Annotated in this window: 17 protein-coding genes; 15 read left to right on the forward strand and 2 right to left on the reverse strand. The window is 51.3% G+C overall.

Going from position 1 to position 17301, the window contains the following annotated elements; genetic code table 11:
- Positions 1-98: 98 nt before the first annotated feature.
- The 3 genes from pstC to pstB (EDM59_RS22725) are packed head-to-tail and all read left to right on the forward strand — an operon-like array spanning position 99 to position 2668.
- Positions 99-989, forward strand: coding sequence for a phosphate ABC transporter permease subunit PstC (gene pstC, locus EDM59_RS22715; RefSeq protein ID WP_122925754.1), 891 nt, complete (start codon positions 99-101; stop codon positions 987-989).
- 1 nt (position 990) lies between these two features.
- Positions 991-1881 (forward strand): phosphate ABC transporter permease PstA, encoded by an 891-nt coding sequence (pstA, locus tag EDM59_RS22720; RefSeq protein WP_122925708.1) that lies wholly within the window; start codon positions 991-993, stop codon positions 1879-1881.
- Positions 1882-1894: 13 nt separating this feature from the next.
- Positions 1895-2668, forward strand: coding sequence for a phosphate ABC transporter ATP-binding protein PstB (gene pstB / locus EDM59_RS22725; RefSeq protein WP_122925709.1), 774 nt, complete (start codon positions 1895-1897; stop codon positions 2666-2668).
- An 87-nt stretch (positions 2669-2755) separates the two neighbouring features.
- Here the strand turns inward: pstB (EDM59_RS22725) and EDM59_RS22730 are convergent, their stop codons facing one another.
- Positions 2756-4780 carry a methyl-accepting chemotaxis protein gene (locus EDM59_RS22730; protein WP_122925710.1) on the reverse strand — a complete coding sequence of 675 codons (2025 nt, stop codon included), beginning with the start codon at positions 4778-4780 and terminating at the stop codon, positions 2756-2758.
- A gap of 210 nt (positions 4781-4990) precedes the next feature.
- Here EDM59_RS22730 and pstB (EDM59_RS22735) point away from each other — a divergent pair, with 210 nt between their 5' ends.
- From pstB (EDM59_RS22735) to EDM59_RS22760, 6 genes are all read left to right on the forward strand, one after another.
- Positions 4991-5743 (forward strand): phosphate ABC transporter ATP-binding protein PstB, encoded by a 753-nt coding sequence (gene pstB, locus EDM59_RS22735; RefSeq protein WP_122925711.1) that lies wholly within the window; start codon positions 4991-4993, stop codon positions 5741-5743.
- Between the two features lie 155 nt (positions 5744-5898).
- Positions 5899-7191, forward strand: a complete 1293-nt coding sequence (locus EDM59_RS22740) for an arsenic transporter (RefSeq protein WP_122925712.1) — start codon at positions 5899-5901, stop codon at positions 7189-7191.
- 296 nt (positions 7192-7487) lie between these two features.
- Positions 7488-7880 carry a hypothetical protein gene (locus EDM59_RS22745; RefSeq protein ID WP_122925713.1) on the forward strand — a complete coding sequence of 131 codons (393 nt, stop codon included), beginning with the start codon at positions 7488-7490 and terminating at the stop codon, positions 7878-7880.
- Positions 7881-7886: 6 nt separating this feature from the next.
- Positions 7887-8486 (forward strand): gluconate 2-dehydrogenase subunit 3 family protein, encoded by a 600-nt coding sequence (locus tag EDM59_RS22750; protein ID WP_122925714.1) that lies wholly within the window; start codon positions 7887-7889, stop codon positions 8484-8486.
- A gap of 10 nt (positions 8487-8496) precedes the next feature.
- Positions 8497-10116, forward strand: a complete 1620-nt coding sequence (locus EDM59_RS22755) for a GMC family oxidoreductase (protein WP_122925755.1) — start codon at positions 8497-8499, stop codon at positions 10114-10116.
- A 92-nt stretch (positions 10117-10208) separates the two neighbouring features.
- A complete protein-coding gene (locus EDM59_RS22760) occupies positions 10209-10544 on the forward strand; it encodes an ArsR/SmtB family transcription factor (protein WP_092270904.1) in 336 nt (111 codons plus the stop codon).
- A 135-nt stretch (positions 10545-10679) separates the two neighbouring features.
- Here the strand turns inward: EDM59_RS22760 and EDM59_RS22765 are convergent, their stop codons facing one another.
- Positions 10680-10928 carry a glutaredoxin family protein gene (locus EDM59_RS22765; RefSeq protein WP_122925715.1) on the reverse strand — a complete coding sequence of 83 codons (249 nt, stop codon included), beginning with the start codon at positions 10926-10928 and terminating at the stop codon, positions 10680-10682.
- A 223-nt stretch (positions 10929-11151) separates the two neighbouring features.
- Between EDM59_RS22765 and EDM59_RS22770 the strand changes: the two genes are divergently transcribed.
- The 6 genes from EDM59_RS22770 to EDM59_RS22795 all read left to right on the forward strand — a co-directional run bounded on the left by EDM59_RS22770 (position 11152) and on the right by EDM59_RS22795 (position 17280).
- Positions 11152-11319, forward strand: coding sequence for a gamma-type small acid-soluble spore protein (locus tag EDM59_RS22770; protein WP_092270910.1), 168 nt, complete (start codon positions 11152-11154; stop codon positions 11317-11319).
- Positions 11320-11466: 147 nt separating this feature from the next.
- Positions 11467-11853 (forward strand): holo-ACP synthase, encoded by a 387-nt coding sequence (gene acpS, locus EDM59_RS22775; RefSeq protein WP_122925716.1) that lies wholly within the window; start codon positions 11467-11469, stop codon positions 11851-11853.
- A 247-nt stretch (positions 11854-12100) separates the two neighbouring features.
- A complete protein-coding gene (locus tag EDM59_RS22780) occupies positions 12101-13138 on the forward strand; it encodes a DUF4367 domain-containing protein (RefSeq protein ID WP_122925717.1) in 1038 nt (345 codons plus the stop codon).
- A gap of 195 nt (positions 13139-13333) precedes the next feature.
- Positions 13334-14713 carry a coiled-coil domain-containing protein gene (locus EDM59_RS22785; RefSeq protein ID WP_246011191.1) on the forward strand — a complete coding sequence of 460 codons (1380 nt, stop codon included), beginning with the start codon at positions 13334-13336 and terminating at the stop codon, positions 14711-14713.
- A gap of 146 nt (positions 14714-14859) precedes the next feature.
- Positions 14860-15705 (forward strand): hypothetical protein, encoded by an 846-nt coding sequence (locus EDM59_RS22790; RefSeq protein ID WP_148040852.1) that lies wholly within the window; start codon positions 14860-14862, stop codon positions 15703-15705.
- Between the two features lie 123 nt (positions 15706-15828).
- The gene (locus EDM59_RS22795; protein WP_122925719.1) at positions 15829-17280 is read left to right on the forward strand and encodes a hypothetical protein; all 1452 of its coding nucleotides are present in this window, start codon (positions 15829-15831) and stop codon (positions 17278-17280) included.
- The last annotated feature ends 21 nt before the right edge of the window (positions 17281-17301 follow it).

Consider the following 17301-nt stretch of genomic DNA (forward strand, 5'->3'; position numbering starts at 1 on the left):
TGAACCGTCGTAGTGAAGGGTCAACGATCATCGTAGATAAAAAGGTCGTGAATGGCAAAAAGTCTGACAGCGAGCGTCAATCTCTGATAGCGAGAAAAATGCTGACGTACAACAAACGCCAGCTTACGGAGAATGTAACCGGTAGGACCGTGGCTATGGTATGTGCGGCTTTGCTGGTCATTGTTGTCTTGTCGATCACCTATTTCATTGCTTCCAAGGGACTCTCCACGTTCTTTGTAAATGGAGTAAGCATCAGTGAATTTTTGACAAAAGTAAAATGGGATCCAGAGGGCGAACCAGCCGTATTCGGAGTGTTCCCGTTCATCTTAGGCTCGTTCCTGGTTACTACGCTTGCGGCGATTATCGCTGCTCCACTGGGTATCGGAGCCGCTATTTTCATGACAGAGATTTTCCCGAACTTCGGTAAAAAGGTGCTGAAGCCTGTTATCGAGCTTCTGGTAGGGATTCCTTCCGTTGTCTACGGCTATGTGGGGCTGAGCTTGCTTGTCCCATTCATTCGAGAACAGTTTGACGTACTGGGCTTCAGCCTTCTGGCGGGGGGACTGGTACTGGCATTGATGATTCTTCCTACGATTACGAGTGTAGCGACTGATGCGATCGAGGCGGTACCACAGGATTTGCGGAATGCGTCCTTGGCTTTGGGAGCTACTCGTTGGCAAACGATCTGGAATGTTGTTTTGCATTCCTCCCTGCCTGGCTGCCTGACTGCGGTCGTATTGGGGATGGCTCGAGCTTTTGGGGAAGCGCTGGCCGTACAGATGGTCATTGGTAACACGACAAAGCTCCCGGGAGGTCTTCTGGACCCGATCAGCACACTGACAAGTGGAATTACGCTGAACATGGGGAATACGATCCAAGGAACGCCTTACAACAACGCGCTCTGGTCAATGGCTTTGCTGCTTCTCGCGATGTCCTTTATCTTCATCATGATCCTCAGACTTCTCGGTAGAAAAAGGGCGGTGAAATAAAATGAGAGCAAGAGTCATGGACCGTGCAGCTACGGTCATTCTCACCCTGATTGCGATCTTGATTATCGGTACGCTGATTGGCCTGCTCGGTTTTATTTTGACCCAGGGCTGGCACAAGCTCAATCTGGATTTCCTCACGTCTCCTCCTGATATTGTGAATGCAGGGGGCGGGATTGGACCACAGTTGTTCAATTCCTTGTACCTGCTGGTTTTGACGATGCTGATCGCACTGCCGATCGGGATCGGAGCAGGTATCTATATGGCTGAATACGCACCGGATAACAAGTTTACCCAGTTTATCCGGATGAGCATAGAAGTATTGTCGTCGCTTCCGTCGATTGTTGTTGGTTTGTTTGGTTTGCTTGTCTTCGTAAACATGACAGGCTGGGGCTACACCCTGTTTTCCGGAGCTTTGGCGCTGACGGTGTTTAACTTGCCGCTATTGGTTCGCGTGACGGAGGATGCCCTGCGCAACGTACCTCGCAGCCAAAAGGAAGCGAGTCTGGCTTTAGGGATTACCAAATGGCGTACGATCGTATCCGTTATTTTGCCAGCAGCGCTCCCAGGAATCCTCACCGGTGCAATCCTTGCTTCCGGCCGCGTGTTCGGGGAAGCAGCTGCCCTGCTCTTTACCGCGGGGATGTCTTCACCTAACTTGAATTTCACTGACTTTTCGCTGAACAGCCCAACCTCGCCGCTGAATCCTTTCCGTCCGGCAGAAACTTTGGCGGTCCACATTTGGAAAGTAAACAGTGAAGGTTTGACGCCAGATGCGCGTGATGTTGCCGATGGTGCTGCTGCCGTTCTGATTATTGCGGTCCTGCTCTTTAACGTGTCCGCACGTTGGTTTGGTACGTGGGTGTACAAAAAGATGACGTCGGGATCCAACTAAGGAGGGGGAAGCTATGTCCGTACTCACCATGCAAGATACGATTATTCAAACGCGCGATGTTTCCGTTTTTTATGGAGAAAAACGTGCAGTTAACAATATTAACATGGATATTGAGCGCAATTCGGTGACAGCTTTTATCGGTCCGTCCGGATGCGGGAAGTCTACGCTTTTGCGCAGCTTGAACCGAATGAACGACCTGGTACCGTCTTGTCGTGTGACAGGCTCGATTGTGGTAGACGGCATCGACATAGGCAGCGAGCAGGTCAACATCGAAGGGCTGCGACAGGTGGTCGGAATGGTTTTCCAGCGCGCCAATCCTTTTTTCAAATCCATTTATGAGAATATTGCCTTTGCTCCTCGCTTTCACGGCATGAGAGACAAACGCGAGCTGGATGACCTGGTAGAAAGCAGCCTTCGCAAGGCAGCCTTGTGGGATGAAGTGAAGGACCGGCTGAAGGACTCGGCACTCTCCCTGTCCGGTGGGCAGCAGCAGCGACTGTGCATCGCACGTGCGATCGCGATGCAGCCAACGATCCTGCTATTGGATGAGCCAGCCTCTGCGCTCGACCCGATTTCCACCATGAAGATCGAGGAGCTGGTCATGCAGCTGAAGGAAGAGTACACGATCGTGATCGTGACGCACAACCTGCACCAGGCAGCTCGTATCTCCGAGAAAACGGCTTTCTTCCTGCTAGGAGAGCTCGTAGAAATGAATGAGACGTCGAAAATATTCACCTCACCTGAAAATGAAAAAACGGAAGCGTACATCAGCGGCCGTTTTGGATAAGAAACAAATGGCAGAAAACAGCTCCATCCCAAGCGATCTCTTGCTCGTGGATGGAGCTGTTTTTCTTATACTGTTTTTTTCCTTTACTCAGGCAGTTGCTTTTTCCTCTGTGCAAAAGAAGCGGATTTCCTGTTCCAGATCTTCGATGATGCCTGCCAGACGTTCCGAATCATGCAGGAACTGCTCGGACAGTGACAGGCTCTCCTGATTGGAGGCAACCGCCTGCTGTGTGCCAAAGACGACTTCCTGTGCCGACAAGGAAAGATGGTCTACTCTCTCCTGGATGGATTGACTTTGGACGTGTATGGAAGCAGAGAGCTCACGGATCGTTTCAAACTGGGCGGTGATGGCTTCGCTGATCCGAACCGTTTGCTGAAAGATGTCTGTCGCCTGGTGGAGTGTGTGAATGCCGCTGATCGTCGCCTGATCCGTTATTTCCAAGCAGTCCGAGACGCGCTCCATGCGTGATTCTCCGGATTGGATGACTTGCTCAATGCGTGCTGTTGCTTCTTCCGTTTGCTCGGACAGCTGACGGATTTCATCGGCTACGACTCCAAAGCCCAAACCGGCTTGACCTGCACGGGATGCCTCAATCCGAGCATTGAAGGACAGCAGCTTGGTTCTTTTGGAGATTTGCGAAATCAAGTGGAGAATGTCTCGGATATCGACCATGCTATCCTTCATGGCAGACATCGCATGCAGCGACGATTTCATGTCCTCTGAAATCTTTTGCATGCTTTCCTTTAACGCATCGATAGAAGAAGAGGCTTTGACACTTTGCTTGCGAGATTCGTGATTTTGCAGGACGGCAGCTTCCATCGATTCCGTGATTCGGGATATTTCCGCTGTGATGCCAGACATGGTCGTATGGATACCCTCTATCTGCAGCTGCTGATGATCCATTTCCTGTGAAAGGCGCTCCGAGACAGCCACGACTTCGCTCTGCATCGCGTGGGAATGCCGAGAACCGTTGCCGACATGATGAGCCACCTGCTTGACGTCTACGATGACGTGCTGGATTTTGCCGATGATCGACCGGATCTGGCTGCTCATGCTGTTAAAGCTGTCGGCAAGCTGACGGATCTCATCATTGGTCTGCACTTGCATCGTTTGGAACAGTTCTCCCTTACTGAAAGACGACATCTTTTGTTGAACTTCTTTCACCGGCGTGACAATTTTGCGGACGAATACGTAGAGGAGGGCAGCCAGTGCCGCGATTCCGACGATGGAGACAGCGAGTATCGTCAGCTGCAGGGTGTGGACCTCGCGCTTTACCTCTGCGACCGATTGGACGACGATCATTCCCCATTTGAGGGAGCTGTCGAATTGATAGGCGCCGTAGTACTCGGCTCCTTGCAGGGTTACTTGTTCGAAGCCCGCTTGACCGGAAAGCATCTCTTTGACGATGCTGAGCTGGTCCATCGCGGGCCGCTTGAGTGCGTAAGTCTTGTCTGGATGGGCAACAAGCTTGCCCAGGCGATCCACGATCATGGCATAGCCGGTATCACCTAGTCTGATTTCCCCGATGAACTCACTGAGCTTGGGAACAGAGAGAAAAGCGACGATCACACCGACAGACTCTTCACTCTCGCTTAGCAGGGGGAGGGAGACGGCGATCTTGGGAAACTCCGTTTGGGAAAACTGAAAGACATCTGAAACAAAGGTCGATTTCTTTTCCAGTGCTCCCGCAAACCAGTCTGATTTGCGCGGGTCGTAATCACCTGATAGAGGGGACCCGGGAAACGTTAGGTAGCTTCCATCGGTTTTCGCTACCTGGATTTCGGATATCGTTGGGTTGGCAGTAACGATGTCGGTCAGGATACCAAACATCTGGCCGTTTGACAGCTTGCTGTTTTTGTACGAGGAACCAAAGGATTGCAGGGCAGACTCGATGGTGTGTACGCGACTGATGGCTTTCTGCATGGCGGTGTTGGAGGCGTCCAGCAACTGCTGGCGCGTTTTTTCATTCAGCATGGCTTCGGATTGAGAACTGATAAAAAATGCCGCGATGGCCATCATGCCGACGACCATTGCCATCGTTCCGAAAAACAGCCGAGTGAAGATGGAGCGGTAATGAATAGACGAATTGCCTTTACGTTTTTTTCTCAGCATCACGTGCTCTCCCCTTATTTGACAAAACGTTCAGCCTTATTGTAGGATTTGCCGGGTAGAGCGTATATGGTTTGACAGTAATATTTACCAGATCTTTACCTGGGCTGAAATCTTTAAGAAAACTTAATACAGACCTTACATAGCCATAACAATGGCAAGCTATAGTGAATGAGTAACGAATGACGCCATTGACGAAGGAGCGAAGACCGTATGAGTGTGATTGCAGTTCGAGAGTTAAACCTCTTCTACGGTAATAAGCAGGCCCTCTACGATATAAATCTCGATGTGGAACCGAACTCCATCACTGCCCTGATTGGACCATCTGGCTGTGGGAAATCCACTTTTTTGAGGACGTTGAACCGGATGAACGATTCGGTTGCCAATACAAAGATTACAGGGAGCGTAAAAGTGTTTGACGAGGACATTTACAGCTCGGGTGTCGAGGTAGAACGCTTGCGCAAAAACATCGGGATGGTGTTTCAACACCCGAACCCGTTCCCGAAAAGCATTTATGACAACATCACGTACGGTCCCAAGCTGCATGGGCTGACCGATCGGTATAAGCTTGATGAAATCGTGGAAAACAGTCTGCGGGCCTCCGCTTTGTGGGATGAGGTCAAAGACGTGCTGAAAAAACCTGCGACAGGTCTTTCAGGTGGGCAGCAGCAGCGTCTGTGCATTGCGCGCGCTTTGGCTGTGCAGCCGCAAATTTTGCTGATGGACGAACCGACATCGGCACTCGACCCCATCTCGACGGCGAAAATCGAAGAGCTGCTGGAAGAGCTGAAGAGCATCTACACGATCGTCATCGTGACGCACAATATGCAGCAGGCGGCACGCATCTCTGACAGGACGGCTTTTTTCCTCAATGGAGAGCTGGTCGAGTTTGACGCGACGCCTGTGATTTTCCAAAATCCGTGCGACAAACGTACAGAGGATTACATTACTGGACGTTTCGGATAAATGTGAATTGTAGTAAGGTAGGAAGAGTGGGCTCTTTGGGGCCTGCTCTTTTTCCGTATAAGGGCAGCTAAGGAACCGCCAGAAGGCTTGATGTAGCCAAGTTTTATGGTATGGCTGAAACGAAACGAGAGAGTGAAACAGAGGGGAAATAGCAAGTGGTCTGGATCTCAATTCTTATCTTTTTAGCAACGCTGACTTTAGTCATTTGGCAGCCGCGCGGAATGTCGATTGGTTATCCTGCTGTCGGGGGAGCGATCCTGGCTCTTGCGACGGGAGTGGTGTCATTTGCGGATGTCGGGGAAGTTACCTCGATTGTCTGGAACGCAACCTTCGCCCTGGTTGGCATCATCATCATTTCTCTTATCTTAGATGAGATCGGGTTCTTCGAGTGGGCGGCTCTGCACATGGCCAGACTGGCAAAAGGCAACGGACGCCTGATGTTCGTCTACGTGATTTTATTGGGCACCATCGTCTCCGCCCTGTTTACCAATGATGGGACGGCACTGATTTTGACGCCGATCGTACTGGCGCAGGTGCGAGCTCTACAGCTCGATCCGAAGATGGTGCTGGCTTTTGTGATGGCGAGTGGCTTTATTGCGGATACGAGCTCGCTGCCATTCGTAGTGAGCAACCTGGTCAACATCGTGTCCGCCGATTATTTTGGGATCGGCTTTGCCGAATACGCGTCACGGATGGTTTTGCCAACGCTGTTTTCAGCAGGTGCGAGTCTGGCTGTTCTGTTTCTTTACTTTCGCAAGAGCATTCCCGCTCAGGTGGATTTGAACCTGCTAAAAAGTCCGAGAGAAGCGATTCGGGACTTCAAGCTGTTTCGATGGTCCTGGCCGATTCTCGCTATGCTGCTGGTCGGATTTTTTTTCAGCGAGACGATTCACGTACCCGTTTCTTTTATTATCACGGGAGCCGCGCTCATCTTTTGTCTGGCTGCCAAAAACAGTCCGGTGATCCAAATGCGCCGCATCGTCAAAGAAGCGCCGTGGGTCGTCGTCATCTTCTCGATTGGCATGTACGTAGTTGTCTGGGGCTTGCACAATGCGAAGCTGACGGATCTAGTCAAAGATTTGCTGAATGTGCTTATGGATCATGGTCTGCTAGCTGTAACGGTCGGGGCGGGCTTCATTTCAGCGATCCTATCCTCTGTGATGAACAACCTGCCGACGGTCATGTTTCATGCCCTCGCCATCGGATCTACGGGAGCAGAAGGCGTGATGCGTGAAGCGATGATATACGCAAATGTGATCGGCAGCGACCTCGGCCCCAAAATCACCCCGATCGGTTCGCTGGCCACCCTGCTCTGGCTCCACGTCCTCGGCAGAAAAGACGTCAAAATCACGTGGTGGCAGTATTTCAAAACAGGAGTCGTCCTCACCGTGCCGACGCTATTGATCACCCTGCTTGGGCTGTATTTGACATTGAAATGGTTTTACTAGGAGCAAACCCGCTGGCGAAACGAGTCAGCGGGTTTTTGTTTGTTGGTAAAGAGCATGAGGGACACCCCCGAGGTGAAGTGCAAAAAGAGGAACAATCCGCGTCCAACGTGCGAACGCATCCAGAGCAGGCTGCTTTTGGACGCCGTTCCTCTTTTGAACGGAGCCGGCAAGTGAATCCCCCATGCAGTGTCCCTACTAGCCGCAGCTTTTTTCTTCTTTTTCCTCCCCAAGCCACCCGAATAGGAAACACCACCCAAGGAAAAAATAGGCGCAACTCAGTAAAGGAGGAAGTTTCCATGTGGCATGGTTGGCCAATCGAACGTGTCCTCATTTTGTTTACAGGACTTGCTTTTGCCATGATTGCTGTTCAGGTCACGCTGTTTCACTCCCGTCAAAATTTCCGCCATTGGGCCATGTGGCTGCCCGTCATTGAGCTGCCGCTGTTTGCGGTGACAGCTATTATTCTATCGTTTCTGAATGCCGGATGGCTGCGGTGGCTGTTTGCATTCATGATGGTCGTAGGGATGGCAGGGGGAGTCTTTGGAGCCTATTTGCATACGGTCGGTGTCGGGCAGCGCGTCGGCGGATTTTCGCAGGGTCAGAATTTCCAGGTGGGTCCGCCGATTATCTTGCCGCTCTTGATGACGGCAGTTGCAGCACTGGGGCTTATTGCCCTGTATTGGGGGTGACAGTGAATGGCTGAGGAAAGTCGCTACCCGACATATGACGTGTGGGATCAGCACACGGAATGGGACGGTCACACCAAGAAAATCGTAGGCTCCCGAAAAACGCCGCAGGTGGCCCATCAGTTTTTTACCAAAGAGGAAGCGTTCCTCCTGCAAACCCTTGTCGGCGTGCTGGTCAACGAGCATCGGCTGGAAGTGTTGACCTTCGTGACGCAGCATCTGGATGATTCGGCAGCGAGTCCCATCGGAGAGTCACAACGAAAAGTCGGGGTACCGCCGAAAAAACAGTTGTATCGACTCGGCTTGGCAGGGGTAGATGCGGAGTGTCACGCGATGTATGGGAAAGGCTTCATGGGAGCGAAGCCCGAGGAGCAGCAGGCTGTTTTGCAAGCTGTTTCCAAAGGACAGGCAAAGGATCCACAAGCGTGGGCGGGAGTAGTCCCCTCTGATTTTTTCAAACAACTTTTGCACGATACGGTATCCGCTTATTATTCTCACCCGTTGGTCTGGTCCGATATCGGTTATGGCGGTCCAGCGTATCCACGCGGGTATGTCCGGGTGGAGAAAGGTCTGACTGATCCATGGGAGGCGAAGGCAAATGGCAAGTGACGACCGGGTCATGCACCACAGCGATCATTACGATGGATATCGCTCGAGCAGCTTGGATAACCGCAAATATGCAGAGGAATGCGATGTGTGCATTGTCGGCGCAGGAGCGGCAGGAGGCGTACTTGCCCATGAGCTGGCAAAAGCAGGATTGCGCGTCGTCGTCATCGAGGCTGGGCCATTCTGGGACCCGCAGAGCGATTTTGCCAGTGATGAGCTTTCCATGCGCAGGCTCGCCTGGCAAGAGACCCGGCTCGTAACGGGGAAGGATCCTCTCAGGCTGGGACATAACAATTCAGGCCGTGGAGTGGGAGGGGGGACCGTGCATTTTACCGGCGTGTTCCTCCGTTTTCATGAAAGTGATTTTAAAACCAGGACGGTGGATGGGGTAGGAGAGGATTGGCCGATTACCTACCACGATCTCGCTCCGTATTATGACAAAATCGAGCGGGAAATCGCGGTATCCGGTCCGTCCTATTTTCCGTGGGGCGCTTTTCAGGGGCCGTATCCGTACCCGGTGCGCGAGCCGATCAGCGCAAACTCCCAGCTATTCCGGGAAGCCTGTGAAAAGCTGGGGTACGAGAGCGTAGTGGCGCCGCTGGCGATCCTGTCTGCCCCATTTGATGGGCGGCCGCCCTGCATCAACCGCGGCTTCTGCAACCAAGGCTGTATGCCGAATGCCAAATACAGCGGGTTGGTTCACCATATTCCCAAAGCTATTGCAGAGGGGGCAGAGGTTCTGTCTGACTGTATGGTGACGGAAATTTTAATGGCTGGAGACCGGGTGAGCGGTGTTCTTTTCAACCACGATGGTTTGACGCACCGCCAAATGGCACGTGTCGTCATTTTGGCCGGGTTCGTGATTGAGACGCCGCGGCTGCTGCTGAACTCTGCGACTTCGCGTTTTCCAAACGGGCTGGCTAATTCCAGTGGCTGGGTAGGAAAAGCGATTATGCCTCACTCCAGTCACGATGTGTATGGTCGATTGCCCGATGAGGTTCGTCTGTACAAAGGGACACCTGTTCTAGCATTGACCCAGCATTTCTATGAAACAGAGCGCGACAGGGGCTTTGCTCGTGGCTATACACTAAATGCACACGGTGCGAGGCCGGTGGGTATGGCTGGGGCGATTGCGGCGGAGCGCGAGGATGGATCGTTTTTATGGGGAAAACAGCTGCGGGAAACCATGCTGGATTACAACATGTATGCACGTGTGACACTTGTAGGGGAAGTGCTGCCTCATCCAGACAATGCGGTTACGCTAAGCGGGGAAAAAGACGAGTATGGCATGCCGATTCCCAAGGTTACCTTTAGCTACCAGGAAAATGACCGTCTGCTCTATCAGCATGCGATTGGGCAAATGAAACAGATTGTGGAAGCGATGGGGGGAACCCCGGAGCATGTCGTCTCGGACACGGCTCATCTAATGGGGGGGTGCCGGATGGGGAATGACCCGGCGAGCTCGGTCGTCAACGAATTTGGACAAACTCACGACATTTCCAACCTTTTCATAGCGGGGGCCTCGACCTTCGTAACATCGGGGGCAAGCAACCCGACAAACACAGTAATGGCGCTGGCTGCACGCACTGCGGACAAGCTGATTGAGGCCATGAAAAGGCAGGATTTTTCATGAGCTTTCACGGAACTTTTACGTTCATATCTTCCCCACCGAACAAAACATATTGTATACTGGGAAACAGATAAGCAAGGCAAAGGTGGGTTAGTATGGAAATGGATTTAATGCAGGTACTGTTTTTGTCCGAGGTTTATAAGCTGCTTGGCGACAAGACGCGACTGACGATCATGGCTCTCCTGCAAGTTCAGTCCTTGTGTGTCCGTGATCTCGTGGAGATTCTGCAAACTTCCCAACCCTCTGTTTCTCAGCACTTAGCGAAGTTAAAAACACATGGTTTGGTAAAAGAACGCCGTAAAGGACCGTGGGTTTTCTACTCAGTTAATACGGAGTGCGCTCCAGCAGTTCAGCAGATTCTTTCTCATCTACCGGACATGTCGCCTGTCATCAAACAAAAATCAGTCGAGAACGAGCCTTCTTTCGGCTGATCGGTCTTTTTTGGAAAGCGTTGGATCTACCCGATCCTGCGCTTTTTTTATTTATCAACAAAGGACTAAGGAAGAGTTTACCGACGAACGTAAAAGAGGAGCGAACCACCGAGTGTGGTCGCTCCCCTTTAGAAATTACAACGATAAAGCTTCTTTCAGTGCTTCCTTGTCGAAGCCGTGAATGACGATATCCTCACCATTGTCTTTTTTTATCAGAGTCACAGGCGTCATGCTGGCCCCGAGACTAATGGCTTCTTGAAAATAGGCATCGTTTTTCCGAATGTCTCTGTCTTCGAAGGCAACCTGCTGGCTGGTGAGCCACATCTTTTCCTCCTGACATGGTCCGCAGGTAGTTTGTGTGTAAATGATAACGGTGTTCGCCATGGGACGACACTCCTTTCCAACGTGTAGAATCGAAATCGAAAACATTCTTTCGCCTTTTACGGGACAATTCCTGCCTGCGTCGGCACTTCCCCAGATGTCCTGTACACTTAGCTTGCACATATTCGTTCTTTTTTTGCCTGTAAGCTGGAAAAAACAGGGGCGGATACCTGAGGGGGGAGCGGTACAAATTATATTCAGTGACGTCGAGGAGGTGAATGGAACGATGCCTAAACAAAACAAACAAGCTGGTATGAATCAAGCGAAAAACGCGCAAGCAGCGCAAAATACAGCTACTGAATTCGCAAGCGAGACTAACGTGTCTGAGGTTCGCCGTCAGAACCAACAATCCGCTGCGAAATCTGGTCAACAAGCTGGCCAAGCTACTGAGTAGTAGCCTGCGGCAATCAACCCTCGCGATATGCGGGGGTTGTTTTCGTTACTCAGGTAAATAAGGGTTGGCATCAAAGTGGCTTGCCAACAATGATGGGGAGTGGTACGTTGACTGCAGTAGGAAAGTAGACAGGAGCGTTAGGGAACAATGATTATAGGAATCGGACTGGATATGATTGAAATCGAACGGATCGATAAGCTGCTAAAAAGACAGCCGAAAGCGTTAAGCCGTTTTCTCACCCCTCGCGAGCAAGAGCTGCTGGCGGGTAAATCACAGGCAAGACAAGCCGAATTCGTCGCAGGACGGTATGCAGCGAAAGAAGCAGGTGCGAAAGCGTTGGGTACCGGGATCGGAGAGGGAGTCAGCTTTCTCGATATGGAGATATTGCCAGCCCCGGGCGGCAAGCCTGAGATGACGTTTGACGCAGCCGTTTACAGCAGGGTGGGATTGGACGCAGCACAGGTGAGAGTCCATTTGAGTATTACCCACAGCCAGTCACATGCGGTTGCACAGGTTGTATTGGAAAAGCTGTAAACTTGTCTGCATATTGGGACGAGGATGGACATACATTTATATCGCGTAGATCAGGAGGGACTACCTGCTCTTACACAGGAAGGGTAAGTCTTGATGCCGATCCAAGCGATATCACATCCTCACCTAGAAGACTGTGCCTGTCATGACAAGATGTGCGCTCCAAGAGGCGAAAGACTGACAGATTTCCCAGGAAATAGACAGGGATGCCCTTCTTTGTCGAAAATGTTGACAAGGAGGAGTTCATTGAATGAAACGGGCAGCTTTTCCACTGGTGTTATTGTTGGTCTTCACCCTGCTGCTCGGCGGCTGCTTTGGTCAAAAAACACCCGAAGATGTGGTGAGTGACTTGAGCGGTACGCTGGACAAAATGGCTGGCTACAAGTCTCAAGCAGTGCTGACCATGCAAACTGGCTCGACTCCCATGGAGTACGATGTTCAGGTATGGTACGAGAAACCGACCAATTATCGGGTAGCACTGACCTCCAAGCAGCGTGGCATCACCCAGATTATCCTGCGGAACAGTGAAGGGGTATTCGTTCTCACGCCACATCTGAACAAGAGCTTCCGTTTCCAAAGCGGCTGGCCTGAAAACAACGGACCGCTCTACCTGTACGAAACGCTCATCCGCAGCATCATTGACGATGCTGAGCGTCAGATGAAAATGGATGACAAGCAGTATGTGTTTGAGGTCAAAGCAAACTACAGCGGCAATCGCTCCCTGACCAAGCAAAAAATCTGGCTGACGGAAGATTTCAAACCTACGCACGCAGAGATTATGGATTCGAGCATGAATCCGCTGGTGAAGATTGACTTTTCTGAGTTTGTATTCAATCCATCCTTTGACAAGGATGCGTTTGACAAAGACCGCAATATGACGACCAGCTCGCTGCCTTCGATCCCGACTATGGCACAGCCGAATGGGCAAGTCGCACAGGTGCCGTCCAGTCAGTTCGGTGTCATCGTACCGACCTACGTTCCAGAGGGCGTACAGCAAGGCGACATCGAGCCTGTGACAAGAGACGGAGTGCGTACAGTCGTCCTCAGCTACCAAGGAGCCTATAACTACAAGCTGACCGAGGCGCGTCCGACAGAAGCTTCTGTATCCTATGAGCAGGGCATGCCGATTGATCTGGGCTTTACGATCGGCGTCCTGGCACAGACGAACGACAATCGCCGCTACCTCACATGGGAGCTGGATGGCGTAGAGTTTATGATGGCGGGAGACCTGCCAGAAGAAGAGATGGTGAAAGTCGCCCAGTCCACGTACGGCATCGGCGGCAAATAAGTAAGGGAGAGGGGACGGTCTACTGCCGTCCTCTTTGTTTTTTTGCGGTCTTTCTCGTTTTTACATACCCGCCATGACTTTCCCGTCACATTTCCACTTTTCTCAAACGGAAATCTAAAAAAGCCCAAGTAAACTAGCCTTGTACCGAAAGAGGTGCGAGAAACTTACCGAGCGATGAAAGGATGGATTGACGATATGTTTAGCAAAGCGAAAATGGGTATGCTTTTAGGAACGATGGCAGCTGTACTTAGCATCGGAAGCTTCGGAAGTGCTTTTGCAGCCGATGAGACACAAACACAAACGCAAACACAAACACAAAATTTGAATAAGCCAGCAGATGTGAAATTTGGAGACAAAATGGGGCACCACCGCATTGGCTTCGGGGCTTCCTTCAAAGAAAACACAGAGCTGCTGTCCCTCTTGAATCTGGATGCAGATAAGCTTTCCGAAGAACTGAAGGCAGGCAAAACACTGGCGCAGATCGCGGAAGCACAGGGCGTGGACGAAGACGATGTGGTCGCGCTGCTGGTCAAACAACAGCAAGAGAAGCTGGCAGAGGCCGTGAAAGCAGGGAAGCTGACGCAAGAGCAAGCGGATAAAATGAATGAAAACGCAGCGGATCGTGTAAAAGCACAGCTGGAAAATACTCAACAAGACAAAGGTCGAGGCTTCGGATTTGGCGGCTATGACAAAAACGAAGAGCTGCTGTCCCTCTTGAAATTGGATGCAGCTAAGCTTTCGGAAGAGCTCAAAGCGGGCAAAACATTGGCAGCGATCGCAGAAGCGCAGGGCGTGGATGAAGACGATGTGATTGCTCTGTTGGTGAAGCAGCATGAAGACAAGCTGGCAGAAGCCGTGAAGGCTGGTAAGCTCACACAAGAGCAAGCGGACAAACAAAGTGAAAATACAGCAGACCGTGTGAAAGAGCAAATCGAAAAAACGCATCAGGAGCGTGGCTTCGGAAAAGGCTTCGGATTTGGCGGTTATGATAAAAATGAGGAGCTGCTGTCCCTTTTGAAGCTAGATGCAGATAAGCTTTCGGAACAGCTGAAAGCAGACAAATCGCTGGCTGCCGTAGCAGAAGCACAGGGAGTAGCTGTGGATGACGTTGTGGCTCTCTTGGTCAAGCAGCAGGAAGAAAAGGTAGCAGAAGCCGTGAAAGCGGGCAAGCTGACACAGGAAAAAGCGGACCAATTGAGCGAGAAAGCATCCGAACAAGTAAAAGCAATGGTAGAAAGCACCCATCAAGATCGTGGCCACGGTAAAGGGATGGGCTTCGGTTTCGGTAAAAACGAAGACCTCCTCGCGCTGCTGAAATTGGATGAAACGAAGCTTGCTGAAGAGCTGAAAGCAGGCAAATCACTGGCCGAAGTAGCACAAGCACAAGGAGTATCGGAGGATGAGGTCGTCGCGCTTCTCGTCAAACAGCAAAAAGAGAAATTGGCCCAGGAAGTAGAAGCAGGTAAGCTGACACAGGAAAACGCGGATAAGCGCAGCGAAGAGCTGGAGGCATTCGCGAAAAAGATGGTAGAAAGCAAGCATCAACCAAAGGCTGAGAAGAAGGCAGCAGAATAATCAAAAATACGAAAAGGCAGAAGCAAATGGGCTTCTGCTTTTTTCTTTTTGTCTTTCTGTCTGTCTTTCCTCCAAAATTCCATATGGCTCAAACGAAATTCTAAAATAATCGCGGTAACGTATCGGGTGCCGGGAAATCAAATGAAATGAGGCAATGGAAGGATGGAGGACGTATGCTCAGTCATGTGAAAAAGGGAATGCTGCTCGGAACAGTGGTGGCAATGTGCACGTTAGGAACAATCGGTTGCTCGAACAGTGCGAACGGCACCGAAACAGGCCAGAATGATCAGGCTGCCGCAGCAGGCAAGCACGGGGGAGACAGGAGCGGAGGAGGACCAGGAGGAGGACCAGGAGCAGGCAGAATGGAGCGAGGCGGATTCGACGGCGGCATCTCTTACAAGGATAATGCCGACTTGCAGACGCTCCTGAAGCTCGATGGTGCCAAGCTGGATGAACAGCTCAAAGCGGGACTGACACTTGCAGAGGTGGCCAAAGCACAAGGCGTGGATGAAAACAGCGTAATCGATCTACTTGTAAAGCAGCAGGAAACGAAATGGAATGAGGCCGTGGCGGCGGGCAAGATGACACAAGAGCAGGTAGACAGCATGAAAGAGAACGCGAGCGAAAGAATCAAGGAGCAGATCGAACGCACCGCACAGGAGAGAGGGACGCGAGGGGGCATGGGCTTCGTCGTGAATCTTCACTCGAATGCGGAGCTCGCCAGCTTGCTCAAGCTGGATGCAGACAAGCTGCAGGAGCAGCTCAAGTCGGGCAAAACGCTGGCGGATGTGGCGAGTGCGCAGGGAGTAGCAAAAGAAGAAGTAGTGGCACTGCTGACCAAGCAGCAAAAGGATCAGCTGGACTCGGAAGTGGCTTCCGGGAAGCTGTCTCAAGAGGAAGCAGACAAGCGCGGTGCCGATCTGGAAACAAGAGTGAAAAGCATGGTGGACGGTACCTTTGCTCAAGGTGGAAATATGGAAAAACGGAATTAACTTTCCCTTCAGTTTTCCACTTTTCTCAAACGGGAATCTAAGAAAGTCCAAGTAAACTAGGTCTTGTACAAGAGAAGAATGTACACAAAAAAAGAAACCAAGCGTTGAAAGGATGGAGAATATATGTTTAGCAAAGCAAAAATGGGAATGCTCTTGGGAGCAATGGCAGCCGTGCTGAGTATCGGAAGTCTGGGAAGCGCAATGGCAGCTGACACGACTCAAACGCAAGCGCAAACACAAAAGCAAATCAAAGATTTGAATAAACCAGCAGATGTGAAATTCGGTGGCAACATGGGGCATCGCGGTGGCTTCGGATTTGGTGGCGGTTTCGGCTATGAGAAAAACGAAGAGCTGCTGACCCTGCTGAATCTGGATGCAGCGAAGCTTTCCGAAGAACTGAAAGCAGGCAAAACGCTGGCACAGGTAGTTGAAGCACAAGGCGTGGATGAAGACGACGTGATCGCGCTTCTGGTGAAGCAACAGGAAGACAAGCTGGCGGAAGCCGTGAAGGCAGGCAAGCTCACGCAAGAGCAAGCGGACAAAATGAATGAAAACGCAGCAGATCGCGTGAAAGAGCAACTCGAAAACACGCATCAAGGCAAAGGGCCAGGCGGCTTCGGATTTGGTGGCGGTTTCGGTTATGAGAAAAACGAAGAGCTGCTGACCCTGCTGAATCTGGATGCAGCGAAGCTTTCCGAAGAGCTGAAAGCAGGCAAAACGCTGGCACAGGTAGCTGAAGCACAAGGCGTGGATGAAGACGACGTGATCGCGCTTCTGGTGAAGCAACAGGAAGACAAGCTGGCGGAAGCCGTGAAGGCAGGCAAGCTCACGCAAGAGCAAGCGGACAAAATGAATGAAAACGCAGCAGATCGCGTGAAAGAGCAACTCGAAAACACGCATCAAGGCAAAGGGCCAGGCGGCTTCGGATTTGGTGGCGGTTTCGGCTATGAGAAAAACGAAGAGCTGCTGACCCTGCTGAATCTGGATGCAGCGAAGCTTTCCGAAGAGCTGAAAGCAGGCAAAACGCTGGCACAGGTAGCTGAAGCACAAGGCGTGGATGAAGACGACGTAATCGCTCTCCTGGTTAAACAAGAGGAAGCAAAGCTCGCAGAAGCGGTGAAAGCTGGCAAGCTGACGCAGGAGCAAGCAGATAAAATGACGGAGAACTCCGCAGAGCGCGTAAAAGCCATGGTGGAAAACACCCATCAAGATCGCGGCCACGGGAAAATGATGTTTGGATTTGGCTTCGGCAAAAATGAGGAGCTCCTCACTCTGCTGAAACTGGATGAAGCCAAATTCAAAGAAGAGCTGACAGCAGGCAAATCCTTGGCAGCAATTGCAGAGGCGCAAGGTGTGGAAAAGCAGGAGGTTATTGATCTTCTCGTGAGCAAACAGGAAGAGCAGCTCGCAGAAGCAGTGAAAGCGGGCAAGCTGACACAAGAAGAGGCTGACAAGCGCAGCGCTGAATTTGCAACGATCGCCGAAAAAGTAGTGGACGGAACCTTTGAAAAAGTAGCCTTCCCACGAAAAGAAAAAGAGCAGGATAGCGCTGAAAAAACAACCGTCACAGAATAGTAAGCCAGATACAGCAAAAGC

Source organism: Brevibacillus nitrificans, from assembly GCF_003710965.1.
GTDB classification, from domain to species: domain Bacteria; phylum Bacillota; class Bacilli; order Brevibacillales; family Brevibacillaceae; genus Brevibacillus; species Brevibacillus centrosporus.

What these genes read in the sequence shown, in the direction of transcription:
- pstC (WP_122925754.1), top strand. Translation starts at nt 99, where the DNA reads ATGCTGACGTACAACAAACGCCAGCTTACGGAGAATGTAACCGGTAGG.
- pstA (WP_122925708.1), top strand. Translation starts at nt 991, where the DNA reads ATGAGAGCAAGAGTCATGGACCGTGCAGCTACGGTCATTCTCACCCTG.
- pstB (WP_122925709.1), top strand. Translation starts at nt 1,895, where the DNA reads ATGTCCGTACTCACCATGCAAGATACGATTATTCAAACGCGCGATGTT.
- EDM59_RS22730 (WP_122925710.1), bottom strand. Translation starts at nt 4,780, where the DNA reads ATGCTGAGAAAAAAACGTAAAGGCAATTCGTCTATTCATTACCGCTCC.
- pstB (WP_122925711.1), top strand. Translation starts at nt 4,991, where the DNA reads ATGAGTGTGATTGCAGTTCGAGAGTTAAACCTCTTCTACGGTAATAAG.
- EDM59_RS22745 (WP_122925713.1), top strand. Translation starts at nt 7,488, where the DNA reads ATGTGGCATGGTTGGCCAATCGAACGTGTCCTCATTTTGTTTACAGGA.
- EDM59_RS22750 (WP_122925714.1), top strand. Translation starts at nt 7,887, where the DNA reads ATGGCTGAGGAAAGTCGCTACCCGACATATGACGTGTGGGATCAGCAC.
- EDM59_RS22755 (WP_122925755.1), top strand. Translation starts at nt 8,497, where the DNA reads ATGCACCACAGCGATCATTACGATGGATATCGCTCGAGCAGCTTGGAT.
- EDM59_RS22760 (WP_092270904.1), top strand. Translation starts at nt 10,209, where the DNA reads ATGGAAATGGATTTAATGCAGGTACTGTTTTTGTCCGAGGTTTATAAG.
- EDM59_RS22765 (WP_122925715.1), bottom strand. Translation starts at nt 10,928, where the DNA reads ATGGCGAACACCGTTATCATTTACACACAAACTACCTGCGGACCATGT.
- EDM59_RS22770 (WP_092270910.1), top strand. Translation starts at nt 11,152, where the DNA reads ATGCCTAAACAAAACAAACAAGCTGGTATGAATCAAGCGAAAAACGCG.
- acpS (WP_122925716.1), top strand. Translation starts at nt 11,467, where the DNA reads ATGATTATAGGAATCGGACTGGATATGATTGAAATCGAACGGATCGAT.
- EDM59_RS22780 (WP_122925717.1), top strand. Translation starts at nt 12,101, where the DNA reads ATGAAACGGGCAGCTTTTCCACTGGTGTTATTGTTGGTCTTCACCCTG.
- EDM59_RS22785 (WP_246011191.1), top strand. Translation starts at nt 13,334, where the DNA reads ATGTTTAGCAAAGCGAAAATGGGTATGCTTTTAGGAACGATGGCAGCT.
- EDM59_RS22790 (WP_148040852.1), top strand. Translation starts at nt 14,860, where the DNA reads ATGAGGCAATGGAAGGATGGAGGACGTATGCTCAGTCATGTGAAAAAG.
- EDM59_RS22795 (WP_122925719.1), top strand. Translation starts at nt 15,829, where the DNA reads ATGTTTAGCAAAGCAAAAATGGGAATGCTCTTGGGAGCAATGGCAGCC.